Origin of the sequence: Microbacterium sp. NPDC056044, assembly GCF_042267145.1 — a bacterium.
Taxonomy (GTDB): Bacteria; Actinomycetota; Actinomycetes; order Actinomycetales; family Microbacteriaceae; genus Microbacterium.
The window spans coordinates 158,107-181,993 of the sequence record NZ_JBHJWZ010000002.1; the positions used below are offsets into that span (position 1 = coordinate 158,107).

Here is a 23,887-nt window from a genome sequence, read left to right on the forward strand (position 1 = left end):
ACGCGGCAGCGCGCAGAACCCGCGCGGCGGCACCTACAGCCGCACGACCTCCGTCACGCGCACCACAGCGGTGCCCGCCTCCTCCGACTCGGCGAGGTCGACGACACCGCGGATGCGCCAGTCGTGGTCGCCCGCCGGGTCGTCGATCGTCTGCTCCACGCGCCAGAGCCCCGTGGCCGCAGCATCCGTCTCGTCCACGGTCACGAGGCGCGGCGACCGCGCGGCCCCGCCCGTGAGGATCTCGTCGTGGTCGTCGAAGTAGGCGTCGAGGGCGGCCGGCCAGTCGACGTCGGGGTCGAGCTCGACGAGTTCCTCGTCGCGCTGCAGCGCGGCCAGCTGCACCCGCCGGAACAGCTCGTTGCGCACCAGCACGCCGAACGCGCGCCGGTTCGTGAGCACCGACGGCGGCGCGGGCGGCACCACCGGCGCGCCGGGGTCGGCAGCGGGGTTGACCAGCGCCTCCCACTCGTCGACGAGGCTCGAGTCGACCTGGCGCACGACCTCGCCGAGCCACTCGACGAGATCGACCACCTCGGAGGTCTGCGCCTCGGCGGGAACCGTCTGGCGCACCGCGCGGTACGCGTCGGAGAGGTACCGCAGCACCAGCCCCTCGCTGCGGGCGAGCTGGTACAGCGAGATGAGCTCCGAGAACGACAGCGCGCGTTCGAACATGTCGCGCACGACGGACTTCGGCGACAGCTCGAAGTCGCGCACCCACGGCTGGCTCGACGCGAACACCTCGTACGACTGCGCGAGCAGCTCCTCGAGCGGCTTCGGGTACGTCACCTCTTCGAGGAGCGCCATGCGCTCGTCGTACTCGATGCCGTCGGCCTTCATCGCGGCGACGGCCTCGCCGCGCGCCTTGAACTCCTGCTGCGCGAGGATCGGCCGCGGGTCGTCGAGTGTCGCCTCGATCACGCTCACGACGTCGAGCGCGTAATGCCCCGTGCCCGCCGCACCCGCAGTGTCGTCCGGGTCGAGCAGCTCGATCGCGGCGAGAGCGAACGGCGAGAGGGGCTGGTTGAGTGCGAAGTTCGGCTGCAGATCGACGGTGAGACGGATGTGATTCCGGATGCCTCGGCCCGAGGCATCCGGCCCGCTCCGGTCGATCTCGACGACATCGGCGGCCAGCAGCGTGCGGAAGATGGCGATCGCGCGGCGCGCGAGCTCGTACCGCCGGGCGCGGGGCTCGTGGTTGTCGAAGACCAGCGACCGCACGTTCTCGAACACGTCGCCGCCGCGAGCGATGACGTTGATGAGCATCGCGGCGGTGAGCTGCAGCTGGGGCACGAGGGGTTCGGGCTCGGCCTCGACGAGGCGCTCGAACGACCCCAGGCCCCAGTTGACGACGCCGGTCGGCGCCTTCTTGCGCACGATCTTCTTGCGCTTCGCAGGGTCGTCGCCGGCCTTGCGGAGCGCGGCCTCGTTCTCGATCTCCCACTCCGGCGCCATCACGACGACGGTGCCCGAGGTGTCGTAGCCGGCGCGGCCGGCGCGGCCCGCGACCTGGTGGAACTCACGGGCCGAGAGCTGCCGCATCTTCGTGCCGTCGAACTTCGACAGCGCCGTGATCAGCACGGTGCGGATCGGCACGTTGATGCCGACGCCGAGGGTGTCGGTGCCGCAGATCACGCGCAGGAGCCCCCGCTGGGCGAGCGTCTCGACGAGCCTCCGGTAGCGGGGCAGCATGCCGGCGTGGTGCACGCCGATGCCCGCGCGCACGTAACGCGAGAGGGTGCGGCCGAAGGCGGTCGTGAAGCGGAAGCCGCCGATCGCCTCGGCGATCGCGTCCCGCTGCTCACGCGAGACGATCTTGATCGACGACAGCGCCTGCGCGCGCTCCATCGCGGCCGCCTGCGAGAAGTGCACGATGTACACCGGCGCCTCGCCGGTCTGCAGCAGCTCCTCGACCGTTTCGTGCACGGGCGTGCGTGCGTAGGAGAAGTGCAGCGGCACCGGGCGCTCGACGCCGGTGATGCGCGAGACGGGGCGGCCGGTGCGCCGCTCCACGTCCGAAGCGATGTCGGCGACGTCGCCCAGGGTCGCCGACATGAGCACGAACTGCGCTCGCGGCAGAAGCAGCAGCGGCACCTGCCACGCCCAGCCCCGGTCGGGGTCGCCGTAGTAGTGGAACTCGTCCATCACCACCTGGTCGACGGCGGCGTCGGCGCCCTGGCGCAGGGCGAGGTTCGCGAGGATCTCGGCGGTGCAGCACACGATCGGGGCATCCGGATTCACCGACGAGTCGCCGGTGACCATGCCCACGTTAGCGGCGCCGAAGATCTCGACGAGTGCGAAGAACTTCTCGCTCACCAGCGCCTTGATCGGCGCGGTGTAGTAGGTGCGCCCGCCGCGCGCGACGCACGCCGCGTGCGCCGCGACCGCCACGAGCGATTTGCCCGTGCCCGTCGGCGTCGACAGGATCACATGCGAGCCCGACACGATCTCGATGACCGCCTCGTCCTGCGCGGGATACAGCGCGAAGCCCTGATCCCCCGCCCACTCGACGAACGCGTCGTACAGCGCGTCCGCATCGGGCGCCCCTGCGGGCGATCCGGATGCCTCGGTCGCGGCCGCGATGGTCTCGAGAAGCGTCACCGTCCGAGTCTGCCAGGTCGCCCGGCAGACCCCGAAGGGTGATGGATGCCGCGGCCCGGCGCAGCGGCCGGGCCGCAGCATCCGGGGCATCGGTGATCTGCGCGGGCGAGCGCGGTGGCGGAATCGCGCGGCGGCACCGTACGTTGAGAAGGACGACGGAAGAGGACTGACGTGACCGAGACGCAAGCGCAGACGATCGTGACCCGCAACGACGAGGACCGCCGCTACGAGGTGCACGTCGACGACGTGCTCGCCGGCTTCACCGTCTTCCGCATCGACCCGAAGGGCCGGCTGCACTTCCCGCACACCGAGGTCGACCCGGCGTTCCGCGGTCGTGGCCTCGCGCAGATCGTCGTCGCGGAGGCGATGGCGGATGCCGCGCGCCGGGGCGAGACGGTCGTGCCGCACTGCCCGGTCGTGGCCAAGTACCTCCGCGAGCACGACGTGCCCGGGCTCACCGTCGAGTGGCCCGACCAGCCGCACCCGGAGTGATCGGAGCCGGCGACATGACCCGACTGGACGCCGACGACGCGGTCGCCACCGAATCCGCGGTCGAGTGCGCGGGCCCGCGCACGCTGCTGCTCGAGGCCCGCGAGGTGCCGCTCGGCGGCGTGCGCGCGATGTCGGTGCACCGCGCACTGCCCCAGCGTGAGCTTCCCCTCGTCGGGGCGTGGTGCTTCCTCGACCGGTTCGGCCCGCAGGAGACGCGGATGCGCGTCGAGCCCCACCCGCACATCGGCCTGCAGACCGTCACGTGGCCGTACCTCGGCGATGTGCGCCACCGCGACACCGTCGGCAGCGACGTCGTGGTGCGTCGCGGCGCACTCAACCTCATGACGAGCGGCGCGGGCATCGCCCACTCCGAGTACTCGGTGGGAGAGGATGCTGCACCCCTCGACGCGCTGCAGCTCTGGGTCGCCCTGCCCGAGTCGCGACGTCACGGCGGTCCGGCGTTCGAGCAGCACGCGGTGCTGCCCGAGCTGGAGCTCGCGCCCGTCACCGGCGACGCGGGTTCGGCGACGGTCGTGCTCGGCGAGCTGGCCGGCGTCGCGTCGCCCGCCACCGTCTACACGCCGATCGTCGGCGCCGAGTTGCGGATCCCCGCGGGCTCGACCGTGACGGTGCCGCTCGACCCCGAGTGGGAGCACGCGCTCGTCGCCGTCTACGGCCAGGCCGTCGTCGCGGCGGACGCCGGCGACGACGTCGTGGTCGACGCCGCGCACCTCCTCTACCTCGGCACGCACCGCGACGACGTCGTGATCTCGAGCCCTGCGGGCGCGACGCTGTTCCTCCTCGGCGGCGAGCCGTTCGAGGACGACGTCGTCATGTGGTGGAACTTCGTCGGCCGCACCCACGAAGAGATCGTCGAGGCGCGCGAGGCCTGGGAGTCGGACTCCGACCGCTTCGGGCACGTCGTCGGCCATGGCGACGAGCGCATCCCCGCTCCGCCGATGCCCGCCGTACGTCTCACCCGCCGGCGCCGCCGGCTCTGACGGGCGAGTCGTCGCGGAGAGTTAGTCGCTGCGCCACATCGTTGGGGCGCAGCACTCTCCAACGTAACCGCCAGGAGATTCCCAGCGAATGAGAGCTCGGTGAGAACCGGGACGCCTGGTCCCGACTACTCTGGGCAGGTGGCTGCCCGTACCCGGATTTCGACGAGCGTTCTGCTCACCTGCGCCGCCATCGGCGTCGCGACCGGCGTGCTGCAGGCGGGCGCGGGAGCGATCAGCGGGTTCGTCTCAGCGGGTGCACCGATCCTCTACGGGCTCGTGCTCGGCGTGCACGTGCTTCCCGGCGTCGTCGCGCAGGAGCTGCTCCGCCGCCCGTGGGTGGCGCTGATCACGCACATGGTCGCCGCGCTCGTGGCGAGTGCGGTCGTGCCGCTCTGGATCGGCCGCTACATCGGCACGGCCCTCCTCATCGGCGGCCTTCAAGAACTCATCGCGGCGATCTCCCGCTACAAGCGCTGGGAACCCTGGCGCTTCTTCCTCTCGGCCGTCATCGTCGGCGCGGTCATCGCCGTCGCGATCTGGTTCGCGGCCGACGTCACGCGCTTCCCCCTGTGGGGGCAGATCGTCTACGTCGCGCTGTTCATCCTGGGTCCCGTCGCGTGGACCGCGGTGGGCCTCGCGATCGGCTCGGCGCTGCGCCGGGCCGGGGTCGCCCGACGCAGCCAGCTCTGAGGCATCCGTCCCTCCGGTGACGTTTCGCCACCGCCGCGTGGGCCGGTAAGTTAGGGAAGGCTAAGTTTCCCTCGACGATCGGATGCCCGTGTCCTCTGCGGTGCCGCTGCTGCGCGTGCGCGAGCTCGGCGTGACCCACGACGGTGAGACCACGCCGGCGCCGGCATCCGTCTCGTTCGACGTCGCCCCGGGCGAGGTCGTGCTGCTGCTCGGCCCGAGCGGTTCGGGCAAGTCGACGCTCACGCTCGCACTCAACGGGCTGCTGCCGCAGGCGGTGCCGGCGACCGTCACCGGGTCTGTCGAGGTCGACGGGCGCGACACGCAGACCACGCCGGTCGCCGAGCTCAGCACGCGCGTCGGCATGGTCTTCCAGGACCCCGACGCGCAGCTCGTGACCGGAACCCTCCTCGACGAGGTCGCCTTCGGCCCCGAGAACCTCCGCATGCCGGTGGCCGAGGTGCTCGCCCGCGCCGAGGAGGCCCTCCGTCGGGTGGGCCTGTGGGAGCGCCGGCGCGAGAACCCCGACCGTCTGTCGGGGGGCGGACGCCAGCGTCTCGCGATCGCGTGCGCGCTCGCGATGGGATCGCCCCTCCTCGTTCTCGACGAACCCACCGCGAATCTCGACCCGGCCGGCATCGAAGAGGTCTACGCGGCCCTCGCCGAGCTGGTCGCCGCCGGCGACCGGGCGATCCTCCTGGTGGAGCACAACCTCGATGCCGCCGTGGGCTTCGTCGACCGCGTCGTCGTGCTCGACCACGACGGGTTCCTCGCGGCCGACGGCCCGGTGGACCACGTGCTGCGCGAGCGCGCCGAAGACCTGCACGCGATGGGGGTATGGCTGCCGGTGTCGACGATCGCGGCCCTGCGGCTGCGCCGCGCCGGCTTCCACCTCGACCCGCTGCCGCTGACGCCCGACGAGCTTCGCGCCGCGCTCGACGCCGAGCCCGCCCCCGCCGGGCTCGCGCACGCGCCCCTCCCCGCAGCATCCGAATTCCGGACGATCGCATCGATTCCGGATGCTGCGGCCTCCGCAGTCCGGAACGCCGGAGAATCTCCGAATTCCGGACCCGCGAAGACCGGTGGAGAGCCGCCGCTGATCCGGGTGCGCGGCCTCAGCCTCCGCCGCGGGCGCACCGAGGTGCTGCACGACGTCGACCTCGACATCCCCCGCGGCGCCTTCGTCGCGGTGGTCGGCGCGAACGGCGCGGGCAAGACGAGCCTCATCCAGGCGCTCGCGGGCGTCGTCTCGCCGCCGAAGGGCACGGTGCACGTCGACGGGCTCGACGTCGGCCGCGCCGATGCCCGCACCCTGAGCTCGCGCATCGGGTTCGTGTTCCAGAACCCCGAGCACCAGTTCATCGCGCACACCGTGTACGACGAGATCGCGCACGGACTGCGCCGGCAGCACCTCCCCGATACCGAGGTGCGCGCCCGCACCGAGGCTCTGCTCGCGCGCTTCGGACTCGCGGCCAAGGCCGAGAGCCACCCGTTCCTGCTGTCGGGCGGCCAGAAGCGCCGCCTCTCGGTGGGCACCGCGCTCGTGGCCGGTGCCCCCGTGCTCGTGCTCGACGAGCCGACCTTCGGTCAGGACCGCGCCCGCGCCGACGAGCTGCTCTCCCTCCTGTCGGAGCTCAACGCCGAGGGCACCACCATCATCGTGGTCACCCACGACATGCAGCTCGTGACCGACTACGCCGACCGTGCGGTGATCCTGGCCGACGGCCGCGTGCTCGCCGACGGCCCGACCGCCGACCTCTTCGCCGACGACCAGCTCATCGCCCGCGCGGGTCTGCGCCCGCCGCCGCTGCGCCGTGCGCTCCAGGGTGTGCAGCAGCATCCCGAGCTGTCCCGCGTCACCCGCCTCGCGGACCTGCCCGGCTCCTCGACGCGTTCGGAACTCCGGAGAACCGCCGCAGAATCGCGCGAAATCGCCCGTTCCGCGGCTTCGGTCGCAGAAACTCCGGAGTTCGCGACACCCGCGACCGCCGACCCGCACGCCACCCCGGCCCCGCAGGCTACGGGAGGTGCTGCGTGACCGACACCGGCCCGCTCACCGCGGCGACGGCCGCGCACTCGACGTTCGATCCGTACGCGCGGCGGGTCGAGGCATCCACTGTCCGTTTCCTCTATGGGATGAACCCGCTCGCGAAGCTCGCCGCGCCGCTGCCCGCCATGGCGCTGCTGGTGTTCGTGCGGGATCTCGCGACGCCCGCCGCGTTCCTCGCGCTGGCGTACGTCGTGCTGCTGGTGGGGGTGTCTTTCACGCGGCGGCTCGCGGCGATCCTGTTCCTGGCGCTTCCGCTCAGCGCCCTCATCGTCGGCTTCGGGTTCTCGCTGTGGACCGACGCCTCGAAGGTCGACCAGTCGGTCGTGGTGTGGCAGCTCGGCGGCTGGACGATGTACGGCGGCGCGCTCGAAGTGGGCTTCGCGACGGGTCTGCGCCTGGCGTCGATCCTCGCCCTCACGCTCATCGCGGGCCTCTCGACGACCGGACCCGACCTGGTGCGCGCGGCCGTGCAGCAGCTGCGCGTGCCGTACCGGATCGGGTACACGGCGCTCGCGGCGTTCCGCTTCGTGCCGCGGTTCGGGCACGAGCTCGACGTCATCCGCCAGGCGCACCGCGTGCGCGGCGCCCACGGCGGGCGCGGTCCGTTCTCGGCGATCGCCCGCTGGTTCGGGTACGTCGTGCCGCTCATGGCCGGCGCGATCCGCCACGCCGAGCGCGTCGCCCTCGCGATGGACGCCCGCGCCTTCGGCGCCCACCCCGACCGCACCGAGCGGTACCTCGTGCCGTGGCGCGTCCGCGACACCGTGTTCGTGCTCGCGTTCTGGGCCGTCTCGGCCGCGCTGTTCGTCGCCTTCTTCCCCTGGGGCCACTGACCCCCTCGCCCCCTCGCCGAAAAGGAGCACCGCATGGCTCACCCCCGACTGGTCAAGCCCGAGACCCAGGGTCTCGTGCACCTCACCGTGCTGCGCACCGAGCGCCTGTCGCCGCACTGGATGCGCGTGACCCTCGGCGGCGGCGAGATCGACCGCTTCCGCCCGATGGGCTACGACCAGTGGTTCCGGCTGTTCCTGCCGCTCGGCGGCGACGCGGGCCTCGAGCGCCTGCCCGCGAAGGCGAACAAGCTGTTCGGATACCTCAAATACCTCCGCATCCCCGACGGCGTGCGGCCGGTGATGCGCAACTACACGGTGCGCGCGTTCCGTCCCGCGACCGAGACCGCGGGCGCCGAGATCGACGTCGACTTCGTGCTGCACGGCTCCGCGGCCGACGGCACGGCAGGGCCGGCCTCGCGCTGGGCCGAGTCGTGCCGCGCCGGCGAGAGCGTCGTGGTCATCGACGAGGGTCTCACGTTCAACCCCGACCGGGGCACCGAGCGCGTCGTGCTCGTGGCCGACGAGACCGGCCTCCCCGCGGTCGCCGGCATCTGCGCCGCGCTGCCGGCCCACGCGACGGGGCTCGCGATCGTCGAGGTCCCCTCGACGGAGGACGCGCTCGACTTCCCTCACCCCGCCGGCGTCACGGTGGACTGGATCGTCCGCCCGCACGACGTGAAGCCCGGGACCCTGGCCCTCGCGGCGCTCCGCGAAGCTTCGATTCCGGATGCTGCGTCCCACGCGTACGTCGTCGGCGAGCAGGCCCTCGCGACCGAGGGCCGCCGGCACCTGGTCAGCGAGCGCGGCGTCTCGAAGGACCTCGTGAGCTTCACCGGCTACTGGCGCGTCGGCGCCGCCTCGCCCGCCCCGAAGTCCCAGCGCGCGACGGCCGAGGCCCACTCGTGAGCGGCGCGCCCACTCCGTCCCCCAACGCTCCCCTGCGCAGCACTCGTGGCCGCGTCACCACGGCGTACCTGCTGACGTGCGCCGCGATCGGCGTCGCCGGCGGCGTGATGCTGTGGGGTGCCGGCTGGGTCTCGACCGTGCTCTTCGCGACCGTGCCGTTCGTCTCGGTCGCGATCGCGGGTCTCTGGCTGCTGCCCGCCACGGTCGCGCTGCGCCTGCTCGAGCGGCCGTTCGCCGGCATCCTCGTCGGCGTGATCTCGGGCCTGGTCGTCTTCCCGTTCCTCGGGGCGGCGATCTGGTGGGCGTTCTTCGCCGAGCTGGCATTCCTCGTGACGCTCTACCGGTCGTGGCGCACGTGGCAGTACTACGCCGGAGCCGTCTTCGTCGGCGCGATCTACCCCGTGCTCGCGGCCGCCTCGTTCAACCTGTGGGCGATGGAGCCGTGGGCCCTCATGACCTTCTTCGCCCTCACGATCGCCAGCTGCGTCGCGGGTGTCGCCCTCGGCATCCTCGTGGCCGACCGCCTCCGCAAGGCCGGGGTCGCGAAGCTCGCCCGCCGCCGCGGTCTGGCCTCGCGTGGGCTCGGCCGGGGCGCCGGCCCCGCCGGCCAGCACTGACCTGAACGACGGATGCCGCGACCCCGTGCCTCCGCAGAGGCACCGGGTCGCGGCATCCGTTGTCGAGTGAGCGTCAGCGCTTGCCGACGATCTGGCGCGACACCAGGTCGCGCATGATCTCGTTCGTGCCGCCGTAGATGCGGTGGACACGGGCATCGAGGTAGGCGCGGGCGATCGGGTACTCGGTGATGTAGCCGTAGCCGCCGTGCAGCTGCACGCCGACGTCGAGGAGCTCGGCCTCGCGGTCGGTGGTCCAGAACTTGACCTTCGCGGCCTCTTCGGCCGTGAGCTTCTGGTCCTTGTACAGCAGCATCGCGCGGTCGACGTAGGCCCACATCACGTCGACGGTCGTCGCCATGTCGGCGAGCTTGAAGCGGGTGTTCTGGAAGTCGGCGATGCGCTCGCCGAACGCCTCGCGGCTGAGAACGTAGTCGCGGGTCCAGGCGAACGCGGCCTCGCCGGCTGCCGCCGCGGCGACACCGATCGACAGACGCTCGAGGGGGAGGTTCATCATGAGCTGGATGAAGCCGAGCCCCTCCTTGCCGCCGATGAGGTTCTCTTCCGGCACGAACACGTCGGTGAACGAGAGCTCGGCGGTGTCCCACCCGTGGAAGCCCATCTTCTCGAGCTTCTTGCTGTGGTCGAAGCCCTGCATGCCGTCCTCGAGGATCAGCAGGCTGAACGCGTCGGGACGGTTGCCCTCGCCTGTCTTCACGAACGTCACGACGATGTCGGCGGTCTTGCCCGACGAGATGAACGTCTTCGCGCCGTTGACGATGTAGCCGCCCTCGACCCGCTTGGCGGTGGTCTTGATGCCGCGGAGGTCGCTGCCCGCGCCGGGCTCGGTCATCGCGAGGGCGCCGAGGATCTCGCCGGTCGCCATGCCGGGGAGCCACTTCTCCTTCTGCTCCTGCGTGCCCATGTGCACGATGTACGGCACGGCGAGGTCGTCCTGGATGCCGAGCGCACCGGCGAGCGAGCCGAGGCCGGCGCCGATCGTCTCTTCGAGCACGATCGAGCGGAAGCGGTAGTCCTGCAGCATGCCTGCGCCGCCGAACTCCTCGGGCACCGACAGGCCGATGATGCCCGCCTCGCCCGCGGCCAGCATGGTCGCGCGGTCGATCTCGCCGTCTGCGTCCCACTGCTTGCGCTTCTCGTCCGACGCGTAGCGCTTGACGAACTCCTTGACGACGTCGCGGAACGCCTCGTGGTCCTCGTCGTAGATCTCGCGCTCCATGGTGCGCCTTCCTCTCATCCTCGAGTCTGTGCGAGATGCGCCCCGGTGGAATTGCATCTCACATGCAATGGTACTCAGTTTCAGAATGCGGATGCTGTGAGCCGAGGCATCCATGATCCGCAGAGTACTGCGACCGCCCGACGTCAGCCGAGGTAGTCGGGCGCCGGGTCGAGGGCGAAGAACTCCTCGAGCGAGTTCCAGCCGCCGTCGTGATAGGCCTTCGCGAGCTCGGGGCCGATGTAGCGCAGGTGCCACGGCTCGGGGAGGTAGCCGGTCACCGGCGTGGCTCCCTCGGCGTAGCGGACGATCCACCCGTGCTCCCACGAGTGCCCGGCGACGAACTGCCCCTGCGGCGTCGCCGCCAGCTGGTCGAGCGTGCCACACCCTCCCGCGCACGCGACGACGTCGGCGCTGAGGCCGAGCTGGTGCTCGCTGTACCCGGGCCGCGCGCTCACCTGGTCGGCACGCTCGCCCTTCTCGGCGAAGTGACGCCCGTACGTCTGCTGCTGCGTCTGGTACGAGCGGAAGCCGCTCTCGAGCGCGATCTCGCCGACCTGGGCGTTGCGGGCGGCCGTGACGAGAGAGGCGAGAGCGGATGCTGCGTCCGCACGCAGTGCACCGCCCTCGATGTTGCGCACCCCGTCGGGGAGCACGAGCGCGTCCGGGCGGTAGTCGATCGGATCGGCCGGGCGGATCTTGTCCATGACGGTCCAGATGCGGGCGGAGTCGCCGAGGTCCACGCACGGAGCGCGGCCGTCGACGACGGCGGCGCGGAACGCCTCGCCGCCGCCGGCTGCGACGATCGCGGCTTCGTCGTCGCCGCGCTGCACCGCGGAGGCGACCTCGGGGAGCGCGCAGATGTCCGCCGCCGGCGGCGCCTCTTCGACGGCGGGAACCGGGAGCTGCTCGACCTCAGGTGGAACCAGCGCCATCGTCGCGGCCGCCTCGTCGCTCGCCTCGGGGGTGGACGGCAGCATCATCGCGGTCATCGCCGCCGAACCCAGCAGCAGCGCCGCGCCGGTCGCGAGACCCGCCACCACGATCAGGCGCTTGGTCAGCCGGCGAGGCCGCGCATGGCGCACCGGCTGCGCCTCGTCGTCGGCGAGCAGCTCGTCGGCGCGGGCCGCGCGACGCTCACTGACGACCGGCCGCGGCGATCGCACGGCGCGGCGGCGGCCACGAACCCGCGCTTCGGGGATGCCGTGCGGCGTCGAATCGCCGGAGAGAGGTGCGGGCGCGCCGGTCGGCCGGAAGTCCATCGGCAGCGTCGACGGAGCACCCGCCGAGATCGACCCGGGCGCGAAGTCGTCGCTAGGCAGGTCGGACGCCAGGAAGCCGTCGGCGGGGGCGGAGGCCACGGGAGCCGGCACGGGCGTCGCGACCGGAGGCTGGGCGGCGGCCGGGGCAGGCGTCGCGACCGGGGCGGGCGCGATGGCCGGGGCGGATTCCTCGGCGCGGGCACGCCTCGCAGCCTCTTCGCGCATCGCTCGGGCGGCACGACGAGTCTCGGGGGCGGCTCGGGGGGTAGCGAGCCGGCCAGGCTCCGTCACGTCTGCCATTCTGACCCGTGACGGCCGGTTTTGGCCAGGCAGGCGGCGTCCATCCCGGCGATGTTCTAGACAGGCTGCGGCACATCTTGACTTAACTTCGAACCTTTGTTCTCATGGATGCATGCGGTGGCAGGGTCAGGAACTCGGAGTGGCGGATGCTGCGGCCCTGCCTGGCCTCGAACAGCTGAACGGTCTCGTGCGCTCGGTGACGACACCCGAGTTCGCGGGCGTGACGTTCCACGAGGTGCTCTGCAAGTCCGCTCTCAACCACGTGCCGGGCGCCTCCGCGATGCCCTTCGACTGGACCGTCAACCCGTATCGCGGATGCTCTCATGCATGCGTGTACTGCGTGCATCCGGACACTCAGGTGTTGATGGCCGATGGTCGAAGTAAGCGGATCGGCGACATCCGCGCCGGCGACGAAGTGGTCGGCACCCAGCGCGAGGGCGCGTATCGGCGCTACGTGCGAGCGACCGTTTCCGCCCAGTGGGGTACCCGCAAGCGCGCCTATCGCGTGACGCTCGCCGATGGCACTGAGCTCGTGGCCAGTGGCGACCACAGATTCCTCACCGAGCGCGGCTGGAAGTACGTCCAGTCGGCTCCAGCGGGCTCGGCCCAGCGGCCCCACCTGACGACCAACAACAAGCTGATGGGCTTCGGCACCGGGGGGTCGACGGCGACCACGGCAGAAACCGACGCGTACCGCCAGGGATATCTCTGCGGGATGGTTCGCGGTGACGGCATGATGCTGAAACCCCCGCATCCGCGGTCGAACGGCAGAGGGATCTTTGTGGCGCACCGATTCCGTCTCGCGCTTGCCGACGCGGAGGCACTCGAGCGATCGCGCGACTTCTTGCGCACCGCAGGCGTGGACACCACGCTTCGCCAATTCACCGCCGCGACAGCCGAACGAAGAAGGATCGACGCCATCTTCACGTCCGAGGCGGCGGACTTCGAAGCCATCAGCACGATCATCCGGTGGCCCGAACTGCCGACGCCGGAGTGGTCGAGGGGATTCCTTGCAGGGATCTTCGACGCCGAAGGCAGCTGCAGTCGCGGGGTCCTGCGGATCAGCAACGGGGACAACGAGATCCTTGAGGCGATCGGGTCTTCCCTCCGAGCCCATGGATTTGCATTCGTGCAGGAGCCGCCTCGACCGAATGGAGTCAGCTGCGTTCGGCTGCTGGGAGGCCTTCCGGCGCGAAGGAGATTCTTCGAACTCACGCAACCCGCCATTACGCGGAAGCTGAGCCTTCTCGGCGATGCGGTCACGTCGGATGCGCCACTCCGCGTCGTCTCGATCGAGGATCTGGGCGAGACGATCGACATGGTCGACATCACGACGTCGACCGGCGACTTCATTGCGAACGGGGTTGTCAGCCACAACTGCTTCGCCCGGGGGACGCACGAGTACCTCGAGCTCGATGCGGGGCGCGACTTCGATACGCAGGTCGTGGTGAAGGTCAACGTGGCCGAGGTGCTCGAGAAGGAGCTGCGGCGGGGCAGCTGGCAGCACGAGCCGGTCATGCTCGGCACGAACACCGATCCGTATCAGCGTGCCGAGGGGCGCTACAAGCTGATGCCGGGCATCGTCTCGGCCCTCACCGAGTCGGGGACGCCGTTCTCGATCCTCACGAAGGGCACGCTGATGCGGAGGGATCTGCCGCTGTTGACGGATGCCGCGTCCCACGTGCGAGTGACGCTCGCGATGTCGATCGCGGTCTTCGACGACGAGCTGCAGCACCTCATCGAACCCGGCACGCCCAACGCGACCGCACGCCTCGAGACGGTGCGCGCGGCCACCGAGGCAGGCTTCCGGGTCACGGTGTTCCTGATGCCGATCATCCCGCACCTCACCGACTCGATCGCGGCGATCGACCATGCGCTCAGCCGCATCAAGGCGGCGGGAGCGGTGCGGGTCGTCTACGGCGCGCTGCATCTCAGGCCCGGCGCGAAGCAGTGGTTCCTCGAGTGGCTCGCCGAGCGGCACCCCGAACTCGTGTCGTCGTACCGCGGGCTGTATCCCGGCGCGACTGCGTACGCGCCGAAGGCCTACCGCTCATGGCTCGCCAAGCGCGTGCGCCCGCTGCTGCGCGTTCACGGCCTGGACGGCCACGCCGAGGAGGAGAATCCGCGCGGCGGGCCCGTCCCGGGACTCGCCGACCGTGCCGACGCGCGCAGCGCGCCGCCGATCATCGTGACCTCGCGCGGACGCGCCGCCGCGACCTCGCTGCGAGCGGCATCGACCCGGTCGGCACCCGGGGCCGAGGCATCCGCCCGGCTCTTCTGAGCCGCCCCCACGAGCAGTCTGCGTCGCGGTGGCGCTACGCGGCGACCGCCCCGAACTCCTCGGCGGCGACCGGTGCGACCTCGGCAAGCGGGGCGCGAACGTGGTCCAGCACGGCGTCGAGCACCACATCGTCGACGAGGATGCGGTTGTGCCCGAGGCCTTTCGTCGCGAGCAGCTTCGCGCCGGGGTTCGCGTCCACGATCCTGCCCGACTCGCCGAAGGGCACGACCCGGTCGCCGTGGTCGTGGGCGACGAGGAGTGGAATCCCGGGCGGGAGCGGGCGCCGAACGCCCGACAGCCACGCGAACGGGTCGGGCTGCCCGGGGAAGTACCGGGTCGCGAAGAGTTCGCGCATGCGGGCCGCGACCGTATCGGGATAGCCGAGCATGGCCTGGAACTGGCTCAGCAGCAGGTCGGCATCGGCCGGCGCCGCGATCGTCACCACGCGCGCCGCATCGACGCCGCCGGCGACGCCGACCAGCGTGGCAAGCCCGCCGAACGAGTGGCCGACCATGGCGTCGAACGATCCGTGGCGCTCCTGCAGCGCGGCGAACACGTCGAGCCAGTCGACGAGGTAGGTGCGACGGCCGCCCGATGCCCCGTGGGCCGGCGCGTCGAACGAGACCACCCGATACTCCTCGGCGACGAGCTCCCGCACGAGCACCGAGAACTGGCTCGCGCGTCCGTTCCAGCCGTGCGAGAGCACGACGGTGCGCGGGCCGCGCCCCCACTCGTAGGTGTCGACGTCGACGCCACGGCGGTCGATCCCGGGGATGCGCACGGTGCGCAGGCGGGCCCGCAGCATAGTGGGCTCGTCGTCGACGTGCACGGGCCGAGGCGTGGCGACATACCCGAAGAGCGGCATGGCCACGGCGGCTCCCCACCGCGGCGAGACGGCGGCCGTCACGCGCACCGATACGGCCGCGGAAGCGAGTGCGAGATCCATGGGTGACTCCGATCAGAAGAATGCGAACGGTCGTACTTATGAATACGAACGATCGTACGGTAACCTCGGGGTGTGACACAAGCCCCCGTTGATCGGCGCCGCCTCCGAGGCGACGAGTCGCGCCGCGCCGTGTTGACGCACGCGGTCGACACCGCGACGGTCGACGGTCTCGACGGCCTCACGATCGGACGACTGGCGGATGCCTCGGGCCACAGCAAGAGCGGCATCGCGACGCTCTTCGGCTCGAAGGAGCAGTTGCAGCTCGCGGTCGTCGCCGCCGCCCGTGAGGTCTTCATCGAGCGCGTCGTCGCGCCCGCCCGCGCCCGCACGCCCCGGGGCCTCGTGCGCGTGTGCACGCTGCTGAGCGACTGGCTGGACTACTCGCGCGATCGCGTGTTCCGCGGCGGGTGCTTCTTCGCCGCGACCTCCGTGGAGTTCGACGCGAGGCCCGGCGTCGTCCGCAACGCGATCGTCGCGGCCTCGAGCGAGTGGGAGGACTACCTCACCGTGAGCATCGAGCACGCGATGGCCGCGGGCGAGCTGCCCCTGCTCGACGATGCGCGCCAGCTCACCTTCGAGATGGTGTCGTTCCTCGAGGCCGCGAACACGCGCTCGCTGCTCCACACCAGCGACGAGCCCTACCGCCGCGCCGAGGCCGCGCTGCGCGCGCGCCTCACATCCCTGGGCGCTGACCCCGGGCTCGTCGCCACGATCGGCGCCGCGCCGGCTGCGTGACTCGCGTCGACCCGACGGGACCGCAGTCCCGGGCGATGCCCCGCCGAAAGCCCCTCCCGGGGAAGTCCCGACTGCCGCGCACACAACCCCCTGGCGCGCCCTCCCGGCTTGAGACAGGATGTCTCAATGGGGAGACTGTCCGCGCCACCGAGGCTCACCCCCGGGGCGGTGACCGACGTAGGGTCAGTTGCCGGCGAGCTCATCCAGCAGGTCGTCGCCCGGGCGCACCTCGTCGAACGGCGCCTCGATGTCGGCACGATCGAGCAGGTCGGCCAGCCGCTCGCGGCGAGAGCGCGTCACCAGCGTGACGACGGTTCCCGGGCGGCCGGCGCGGCCCGTGCGACCCGACCGGTGCAGGTACGTCTTGTACTCGTCTGGCGCGTCGGCCTGCACCACGAGGTCGATGTCGTCGACGTGGATGCCTCGGGCCGCGACATCCGTCGCCACCAGCACGTCGATGCGACCCGACGTGAGCTTCTCGAGGTTGCGCGTGCGCCGGGCCTGGTCGAGGTCGCCGTGGAGGGCGAGCGCGCGGATGCCCACGTCGTCCAGCTGATCGGCGAGCATCTCCGCGAACGCCCGCGTGCGCGTGAACACCAGGGTCTTGCCCGGGCGGTCGACCAGCGTGCGCAGGATGTCGCGCTTGTCGCGATGGTCGACCACGAGCACCCGATGCTCGATGGTGCCCGTGTGCTGCGTCTCGCCGGCGACCTCGTACACGGCGGGCTCGCTCAGGAACTCCTTCACCAGCGACGACACCTCCCCGTCGAGCGTCGCGGAGAACAGCAGGCGCTGCGCGTCGCGGGACGTGCGGCGCATGATGCGCTGCACCGGCTCCAGGAAGCCCAGGTCGCACATGTGGTCGGCCTCGTCGAGCACGGCGATGCGCACCTGCGAGAGGTCGAGGGCTCGCGACTCGACGAGGTCTTCGATGCGCCCCGGCGTGCCGATCACGATGTCGATGCCTCGCTTCAGCGCGCCGAGCTGACGCGCCTTCGGCACCCCGCCGTAGATCTGCGTCGTGAAGAGTCCGACGCTGCGGGCGATGGGCTGGATCGTCGCGTCGATCTGCAGCGCGAGCTCGCGCGTGGGCGCGAGGATCAGCGCACGGGGCGGACGACCGAACTCCCGCTTCTCCCGCGCCTGCGAGCGCAGCACGCTCTCGACGAGCGGCGCGCCGAACGCGATGGTCTTGCCGGATCCGGTGCGCCCGCGCGCGAGCACATCGCGCCCGTGGAGGATCGCGGGGATCGTCGCGGCCTGGATGGGGAACGGATGCTGCGCCCCCAGCTCCGCGATGGTCTTGACGATGTTCTGGCCCAGACCGAGATCGGCGAACGTCGCACCCTCGAGCGCGGCGGGTGCGACGGCGTCGGCCTCGAGCCGCTCGTGCACGACGTCGCGGTGAGCCGGCGCATCCCGGCGCGGCGCAGCGTCGCGGCGGGCACCCGCCTCGCGGCGCGGCGCCGCCTCGCGGCGCGGCGCGACGTCCCGCCGCGGACCCGCACCGGCCCGCGGCTCGACCTCCCGACGCGCACCGCCTTCCCGGCGCGTCCTGTCGTCGCGTCCGGCATCCCGGCGCTCGTCCCGGTCCCGCCCCGGCCGCCCGCGGTCGTCCCGTGCGTGCGTGCGGATCCCCCGCGCCTCGTCCCGGCCCGCGCGCTCCTGCGCGGTCCAGCGGCGCTTCGGCGCCCCCGCACCCGAGTCCGGCGTCTCGGCGCGATGTCCGCGGTGTCCGGCGCTGCGGCTGCCGGGCTTTCCCGCCGACGATTCGCCGGGCCGGCGCTTGCCGTCCTGGCCGTCGCGGCTCTCGCCGCCCGAGCGGTATTTCGGGTTGTAACGGGGGTCGAAGTTCTTCGCCGCGCGGCCGCCGCCGGGCTTCTTGTTCTTGGGCATCCGGCTCCTCCAGGTGCGGGTTCGCGGCACCCGCGCGCACTCCACGTGGCGCGTCGCGTGAACCGGCCCGTCCAGCGTACCCGGCGAAATATGTCCACCACGGACTCGCCATATACCATCGACCAGCGCTTTCCCGGTTCATCGGGATACAGTTTCGGTAAGCGGTTCGCCGCTGAACTGGGGATCTACCGTCTTGACCAACGAGCCCCGGACCGGGGGTTCTTTGGGAGGATGTCCGGCTTCCGGCACGCCGTACAGAACCGATCGTGAGTCGAATGCCTCCCACGACCCTTTCCGACGCTCCGCAGGTCACCGTCTCGCCGTCGCGCGCAACGGTCGCCATAAGCGCGCCGACGCTCACCCGCGTCGACCCGAAAACCGCCGTGCCACAGGTGCTCTCGCCTGTGACGACGAGCACCGCGACCGATGCAGCGACCCCCTCGGCGACGACCACGACCGCCGCCGCGGCCACCGCCACAGCCACCACGACCACCACGGTCGCCACGGTGCCGGCACCCGCGACCCGCAAGACCGACAACGGCTACATCGCCCACCGCATCGGGCGCCTCGCCGTGCTGTCGCTCCCGGTCGGCGTCGCGATCGCGATCCTCACCACGCACGACGCGACGTGGTGGCAGCTCCACTTCTCGCAGCTGGGCACGCACTCCGACTTCTCGGGCCGCACCTTCAACACCATCACCATCTTCTCCGGCTTCTTCCTCGCGGTGTACGGGGTGCTGATCGCGGTGGCGCTGCCCAGCGGCATCCGTCGTCGTGCCTCGCGCGCATTCCGCGGATCGCTCGTGTCGGCCGGCCTCTTCCTCACCGGCGTCGGGCTCGTGCCGATCCCGGTGAGCCCGGTGGGCCACGACCTCATCGCCACCGCGCTCGGGCTGTCCTTCGTCTCGACCGTCGCGACGGGACTTGCAATTCCCGGTCGCAGCAAGCGATTCCGCACCGTCACCATGCTCTGCGTCGCGCTGCTGGCCACGGGCATGGGCGTGCTCACCGCCGGGTTCATCACCCTCGCGCTCTTCGAGTTCGTCGCGTTCGTCACGATGGGCCTCTGGCTGCTGTCGCTGCCCAAGGCCCTCGCCTACGCGCCCGCAGCGACGCCGCACCCCGCTCCGGCGGCGGCTTCCGCAGAATGGATGCCATGGCAGAACCCGTGGCCCACCCCATCACCGTCGCGATCGAACGGCGCATCGATCCCTCTCGCACCGTCGAAGCCACGAGCTGGATGCAAGCCGGCACCGATCTCGCCGCGGGCTTCGCGGGCTTCCTCGGCTCCGGCTGGGTCCGCGCGGGCGAGGGCAGCGATCTCTGGTACATGCTCTACCGCTTCCGCGACATCCCGACCCTCGAGGCTTGGGAGGACTCGCCGCAGCGGTCATGGTGGCTCGACTCCGGTCGCGCCTTCGCGAGCGAGGTCCGGATCGAGCGACGCACCGGCATCGAGGGATGGTTCGACGCCCCGTTCGCCACGCACGTCGAGCCGCGGCATCCGGGCGATGCGGCTGCACCGGTCACCGGCCCGGTACAGCAGCCCATTCCGGTCGCCCCGCCGCGCTGGAAGCAGGCCGTCACGATCTGGCTCGGCTTCTTCCCCACGAACCTCCTCGCGTCGTGGCTCCTGGGCTTCGTCCCGGGCTTCGCGGAGTGGCCGCTGATCGCCCGCGTCCTCCTCTCGACGGTGCTGCTCACTCCGGTCATGACGTACGCGGTTCTTCCCTGGATCACACGGATGCTGCGCCCCTGGCTCCAGCGCGGCGCCTGACCCGGCGAGAAGCCGGAGGTGACGGCATCCGTCACCGAATCGTCTTGCGGCGATCGCCCTCGGGCAGGCCTCGCGGTCGTACTCTGACCTCGTGAGCACTGTGAACACCTCGCCGCTGCCGGACGCGGCGCCCCCGTCGCCCGGCCGCAAGGCCGAATCCGAGGCGGTCTACGCCGCGTTCGCCGCCGGTGTCGTCGGCGCGATCTACGGCTTCTTCGTGGGGATCCTCGCCCCCGACATCCAGCTGGGCAGCCAGGCCGATTCGCTCGCGTTCTGGGCCGCGTGCGGGGCCGCGGTCGTGGCCGCCGTCGCCTCCACGGTCGAGTACTGGCGCTCCCGCAACCGACCCGGCCAGGAGTGGCGGCAGTCGCTGCCGTCGTGGAAGTACATCGTCAACACGGTCTCGGTCGTGATCGTGCACGCGGCGCTGGCGTTCGTCGCTGTGTACGCGCTGGGGCGGGTGCTCGCGATGGGGTTCATCGGGCTGCCGATCATCACGTTCTGGGCGGTCGTGCTGATGGCGATCACGCTCGGCCTCACGACCTGGTTCGTCTACCTGTCGGTGTCGGCGATGACCACGCAGCGAATGTCGTCCCTGCTACTGACGTTCATCGCGATCGGCACGCTCACCGCGATGGTGACCACGCCCGACCCGACCTGGTGGAAGCTCCACTTCAGCCAGCTCGGCACGTTCGAGGACGACCTCTCGAGCTGGGTCTTCAACGGCACCCTCATCGCGGCGGGCCTCCTCGTGACGACGTTCGCCGTCTACGTCGCCAACGACATGCGCGCACTCACCGAGCAGGGCGTGCTGCAGAACCCCCGCGGCGCGCGGACGGTGCCCGTGCTCTTCGTCATCATGGGCATCATGCTCGCGTGCGTCGGCATCTTCCCCGTCGACGTGAACATGCCGGCGCACAACCTGTCGGCGTCGGGCATGGCCGTGATGTACCTGGTGCTGCTCATCGGCGGCCCCCGCTTCTTCCGCGGCATGCCGCGCACCTACTTCGTCGCGTCGTGGACGTTCCTCGCCGCGATGGTCGTCTCGGTCGTCCTCTTCATCCCCGCGGTCGGGTACTTCTCGCTGACCGCGTTCGAGATCATCGTCTTCGCGCTGATCTTCGGGTGGATCGCCGTGTTCATCCGCTTCCTCGGCGTCGCCGGCCGGAAGGACTGACGGGATGGTGGATGCCGCGGCCCGCAGCATCCATCATCATCACGAGTCGCCGGGCGCGAGGAAGACGCCGATGCGGCTGCCGTCGAAGATGAACTGCAGCGCGCTGTCGGCGGGGAAGCGGTCGCGGAGCTGCTGCGGGGCGTTGCTGTCGACGACGAACTGGACCGTCGCCGGGAACGCGCCCGCGCGGCAGCCGCTGTAAATGACGCCCGACATCGTCCACGAGTTCGTGTCGGCGCCCGGCTCCGGCAGCTGCTCGCTGCCGACCACGCTGAAGCAGTCGGTGCCGTAGCCGCTGTAGCCGCCGGCGCTCTCGAACAGGGTGAGGCCGTAGTACTCGAAGGCGACCGAACTCGGACCGGCGCCGAACCAGCCCGAGGGGAGTTCGACGAAAGGATCGGGCTCGAGCGTGTCGATCTGGGTGACGCCGGTGGTGGCGTCGACCGGCGACACCGCGGTCAGCGAGTAGGTGAGCCCGGCGGCGAGGGCCGCTGCCCCGACGACGGAGAGCGTCCAGAGCGCGACGGACCGACCGGAGATTCGCCGGGGCTTCCGGGTACGGGCGGGCGCGGCCTCCTTCTCCGTGCTGCTCGCTTCGTCGGACACGAGCACGTCCTCGGCGCCGCGGGGCACCGGGGTCTCCCCCGGCCGGGCCTGGATCGGCGCGGGCTCGGCGGAGACGACGAGGTCCGCTTCCTCCGACGCCGGGGCATCGGGCGCGCTGCTGCGAGCCTCCAGCTCGTGGAGCCGCTGCAGCGCTGCAGGGTCCTGGTCGATGTCGGCGGAGGGGCCATAGGCGCGAGCGCGCAGCGTGCGCAGCTCGTCGAGGGTCGCGGCATCCATCTCGTGCATCGTCTCACGCGGACGGCCGAGGGCTGGAGAGCGGATCCCGACCGGGGACGGCCGATGGGTCAGACGGGGGCCGAGGTGGTGAGCAGTGCCGGGATCTCGCGGCGCGAGCCGATGCCGAGCTTGGAGAAGACCTTGCGCAGGTGCCAGTCGACGGTGTGCGGGCTGAGGAACAGGCGCGCGCCGATCTCCGGGTTGGTGAGGCCCTCGCCGGCCATGCGGGCGATCTGCTCCTCCTGGGCCGTGAGCGTCGTCGGGGTCGGTGCGGCGCGCGGGCGGACGACCGCCCCAGTGGCCTGAAGTTCGCGGCGGGCGCGCTCGGCGAAGCCATGGAGCCCGAGGTCGTTCAGCAGCCGGTGGGCGGTGCGCAGCTGCTCGCGCGCGTCGACGCGGCGGTTCTCGCGGCGGAGCCACTCGCCGTACAGCAGGTGGGCCCTCGCGAGGTCGGTGCGCACCCGCGTCGCCGACAGGAGTTCGATCGCGCGCAGGTACAGCCCCTCGGCTTCGGCTCCGGTGCTCACCAGCGCCCGCGAGCGGGCCTCGACGCCGAGCGCCCACTCCGCGCCGGTCGCCGACAGCTGCGCCGACAGCGTCTTGAGCGCCGACGCGGCGATGGCGTCCTCGCCGGTTCTCGCCGCGGCTTCGATCAGCTCGACAAGGCCCCACCGCGGCGTGGTGAACGCCTCGTGCGCGGTCACGCGCTGGGCGGCGGCGAGCGCTTCGGCGTACTGGCCCAGGCTGTTGCAGAGCAGGGCGTGGCACCAGTCCGTGACGATGACGGCCGCGCCCTGACCACGCGCCGTGGCGTCCCTCATGTGCTCCTCGATGAGGGCGCGGGCGAGACTCTCCTGCCCGCGGAAGACGGCGAGGCCCAGCGGACCCATGCGAGCCTGCGGGCTGGCGATGGCGTCGCAGATCGTCTTGGCCTCTTCGGCGAGCGCCGCCGCGGTCGAGAGATCTCCGGCGAAGAGGTGCACTGTGGTCAGCGAGTCGATCGCGGTGGGCAGCTCGCTCAGTGCGCCGGCCTCGCGCACCGCGAGCACGTGCCTGGTAGTGGCGGCGAGCCAGGGCTCGTAGTCCCACAGCTCTGAGCCGAGCACCGACCCGAACCACAGCCAGCGGAGGGTGTCTGCGGCCGAGATCTCGTCGCCGACGAGCTCGTCGAGGATGGCCGTCATCGCGGGAACGGCGTCGATGTAGCCGCGCGTCAGCCGCACCGCGAGCGCCTCCAGCAGGCGGTCGGCCAGCTGGGGCTCGTCGACGGACGGAGCCGCGTGGGCGGCCGCACCGACCTCGCGCAGTCCCGCACCCTGCGCGAGGTGCGAGGCGAACAGTGCCGCACCGATCGCGTCGAGGTAGGTCTGGCGGGCGAGCGACGCGTCGACGCCCTCGAGGCGGCGTGCGGCGGAGAGGAGGAGCGGCGTCGCCTCGCCGCCCCGGTTCTGCACGAACGCGATCTGGGCGTTGAGCAGATCGGTCCGTGCGCCCCAGGTCGTCGGACGGGCCGACCTCCGCCATCGCTACCAGGCCGGCCGCCTGATCGAAGGCGCCCGAGAGGAGCTTCGCCTGCGCGGCGTCCAGTGCCCGCTGCGATCGCAGCGCGGGGTCGGGGGTCAGCGCCGCCGCGCGGTCCAGGAAGGCGGCGACCGCCGCGACGCCGCCGCGCTCCTGAGCGGTCTCGGCCGACCGCAGCAGCTCCCGCGCGACGTCCTCCTCCGGGACGGTCGTCGCCTGCGCGCGATGCCAGGCCCGGCGGTCGGGGTCGACGGCGACGTCGATCGACTCGGCGAGTGCGCGGTGCGCGTCGACGCGGTCGGCATGCGACGCGGCACGGTAGGTGGCCGACCGCACGAGGGGGTGCCGGAAGCGCACGCGGGTGTCGATGGAGAGGAGCTCGGCCGCGTCGCCCTGCGAAAGGACGACGTTCGCGTCGATCCCGAGCCGGCGCGCGGCACGGCCGAGCAGCCGGACGTCGCCCGACGGGTCGGCCGCCGCGACGACGAGCACCCGGCGGGTGTCGTCGGGCAGCGCGTGCACGCGGCGCAGGAAGTCGTCCTCCACCTGGCTCGGCACCGGGCGGGCGTCGAGCCCGATGAAGCCGCTCGCCAGCTCCGGAGGGGTGAGGCCTCGCGGGAGCTCGAGCAGCGCGAGAGGGTTGCCGGCCGCCTCGGAGAGGATGCGGTCGCGCACGGACTCGTCGATCCGGCCGGGCACCACGGAGCCGAGCAGCTCCCTCGCGGCGTCGT

Annotated in this window: 18 protein-coding genes and 1 pseudogene; 12 read left to right on the plus strand and 7 right to left on the minus strand. The window is 71.6% G+C overall.

The window, feature by feature from the left end:
* Positions 1-33: 33 nt before the first annotated feature.
* Positions 34-2,598: a DEAD/DEAH box helicase gene (locus ACFC1I_RS05755; protein ID WP_376006929.1), complete on the minus strand. Its 2,565-nt coding sequence runs from the start codon at positions 2,596-2,598 to the stop codon at positions 34-36.
* A 171-nt stretch (positions 2,599-2,769) separates the two neighbouring features.
* On the opposite strand from ACFC1I_RS05755, the gene ACFC1I_RS05760 reads away from it, so the two are divergent.
* The 7 genes from ACFC1I_RS05760 (at position 2,770) to ACFC1I_RS05790 (ending at position 9,184) form a co-directional block, all read left to right on the plus strand.
* The gene (locus ACFC1I_RS05760) at positions 2,770-3,090 is read left to right on the plus strand and encodes a GNAT family N-acetyltransferase (RefSeq protein WP_376006931.1); all 321 of its coding nucleotides are present in this window, start codon (positions 2,770-2,772) and stop codon (positions 3,088-3,090) included.
* Between the two features lie 14 nt (positions 3,091-3,104).
* Entirely contained in the window at positions 3,105-4,091 is a 987-nt protein-coding gene (locus ACFC1I_RS05765; RefSeq protein ID WP_376006933.1) for a pirin family protein, read from the plus strand.
* 138 nt (positions 4,092-4,229) lie between these two features.
* Positions 4,230-4,781 carry an ECF transporter S component gene (locus tag ACFC1I_RS05770; RefSeq protein WP_376006935.1) on the plus strand — a complete coding sequence of 184 codons (552 nt, stop codon included), beginning with the start codon at positions 4,230-4,232 and terminating at the stop codon, positions 4,779-4,781.
* Between the two features lie 82 nt (positions 4,782-4,863).
* Complete coding sequence (locus tag ACFC1I_RS05775) at positions 4,864-6,816, plus strand: ABC transporter ATP-binding protein (protein ID WP_376006937.1); 1,953 nt, start codon at positions 4,864-4,866, stop codon at positions 6,814-6,816.
* Positions 6,813-7,661, plus strand: coding sequence for an energy-coupling factor transporter transmembrane component T (locus tag ACFC1I_RS05780; protein WP_376006939.1), 849 nt, complete (start codon positions 6,813-6,815; stop codon positions 7,659-7,661). Before ACFC1I_RS05775 ends, ACFC1I_RS05780 begins: the two co-directional genes overlap by 4 nt.
* 33 nt (positions 7,662-7,694) lie before the next feature.
* Positions 7,695-8,567, plus strand: coding sequence for a siderophore-interacting protein (locus ACFC1I_RS05785; RefSeq protein ID WP_376006941.1), 873 nt, complete (start codon positions 7,695-7,697; stop codon positions 8,565-8,567).
* Positions 8,564-9,184 (plus strand): ECF transporter S component, encoded by a 621-nt coding sequence (locus ACFC1I_RS05790; RefSeq protein ID WP_376006943.1) that lies wholly within the window; start codon positions 8,564-8,566, stop codon positions 9,182-9,184. The genes ACFC1I_RS05785 and ACFC1I_RS05790 overlap by 4 nt, the downstream gene beginning before the upstream one ends.
* A 73-nt stretch (positions 9,185-9,257) precedes the next feature.
* Here the strand turns inward: ACFC1I_RS05790 and ACFC1I_RS05795 are convergent, their stop codons facing one another.
* Both ACFC1I_RS05795 and ACFC1I_RS05800 read right to left on the minus strand, forming a co-directional pair.
* Entirely contained in the window at positions 9,258-10,421 is a 1,164-nt protein-coding gene (locus ACFC1I_RS05795) for an acyl-CoA dehydrogenase family protein (RefSeq protein WP_376006945.1), read from the minus strand.
* A 143-nt stretch (positions 10,422-10,564) separates the two neighbouring features.
* Positions 10,565-11,971, minus strand: a complete 1,407-nt coding sequence (locus ACFC1I_RS05800; protein ID WP_376006947.1) for a M15 family metallopeptidase — start codon at positions 11,969-11,971, stop codon at positions 10,565-10,567.
* A gap of 121 nt (positions 11,972-12,092) precedes the next feature.
* Here ACFC1I_RS05800 and ACFC1I_RS05805 point away from each other — a divergent pair, with 121 nt between their 5' ends.
* On the plus strand, positions 12,093-14,261 hold the full coding sequence (locus tag ACFC1I_RS05805) for an intein-containing Rv2578c family radical SAM protein (RefSeq protein ID WP_376006949.1): 2,169 nt from the start codon (positions 12,093-12,095) through the stop codon (positions 14,259-14,261).
* Positions 14,262-14,295: 34 nt separating this feature from the next.
* On the opposite strand, the gene ACFC1I_RS05810 is transcribed toward ACFC1I_RS05805, so the two are convergent.
* On the minus strand, positions 14,296-15,207 hold the full coding sequence (locus ACFC1I_RS05810; RefSeq protein ID WP_376006951.1) for an alpha/beta fold hydrolase: 912 nt from the start codon (positions 15,205-15,207) through the stop codon (positions 14,296-14,298).
* A 72-nt stretch (positions 15,208-15,279) separates the two neighbouring features.
* Between ACFC1I_RS05810 and ACFC1I_RS05815 the strand changes: the two genes are divergently transcribed.
* A complete protein-coding gene (locus tag ACFC1I_RS05815; protein WP_376006953.1) occupies positions 15,280-15,942 on the plus strand; it encodes a TetR/AcrR family transcriptional regulator in 663 nt (220 codons plus the stop codon).
* 183 nt (positions 15,943-16,125) lie between these two features.
* Here ACFC1I_RS05815 and ACFC1I_RS05820 read toward each other — a convergent pair whose 3' ends face one another.
* Positions 16,126-17,838: a DEAD/DEAH box helicase gene (locus tag ACFC1I_RS05820; RefSeq protein WP_376006955.1), complete on the minus strand. Its 1,713-nt coding sequence runs from the start codon at positions 17,836-17,838 to the stop codon at positions 16,126-16,128.
* Between the two features lie 275 nt (positions 17,839-18,113).
* Between ACFC1I_RS05820 and ACFC1I_RS05825 the strand changes: the two are divergent.
* The 3 genes and pseudogenes from ACFC1I_RS05825 to ACFC1I_RS05835 form a co-directional block, all read left to right on the plus strand.
* A pseudogene (locus ACFC1I_RS05825) lies at positions 18,114-18,857 on the plus strand (hypothetical protein); the annotation flags it as partial.
* A gap of 137 nt (positions 18,858-18,994) precedes the next feature.
* Positions 18,995-19,615 carry an antibiotic biosynthesis monooxygenase gene (locus ACFC1I_RS05830; protein WP_376006957.1) on the plus strand — a complete coding sequence of 207 codons (621 nt, stop codon included), beginning with the start codon at positions 18,995-18,997 and terminating at the stop codon, positions 19,613-19,615.
* A gap of 91 nt (positions 19,616-19,706) precedes the next feature.
* Positions 19,707-20,792: a DUF998 domain-containing protein gene (locus tag ACFC1I_RS05835; protein ID WP_376006959.1), complete on the plus strand. Its 1,086-nt coding sequence runs from the start codon at positions 19,707-19,709 to the stop codon at positions 20,790-20,792.
* A gap of 39 nt (positions 20,793-20,831) precedes the next feature.
* Here ACFC1I_RS05835 and ACFC1I_RS05840 read toward each other — a convergent pair whose 3' ends face one another.
* A complete protein-coding gene (locus tag ACFC1I_RS05840; RefSeq protein WP_376008045.1) occupies positions 20,832-21,635 on the minus strand; it encodes a hypothetical protein in 804 nt (267 codons plus the stop codon).
* Positions 21,636-21,703: 68 nt separating this feature from the next.
* The gene (locus tag ACFC1I_RS05845) at positions 21,704-23,089 is read right to left on the minus strand and encodes a LuxR C-terminal-related transcriptional regulator (RefSeq protein ID WP_376006961.1); all 1,386 of its coding nucleotides are present in this window, start codon (positions 23,087-23,089) and stop codon (positions 21,704-21,706) included.
* Positions 23,090-23,887 lie beyond the last annotated feature (798 nt).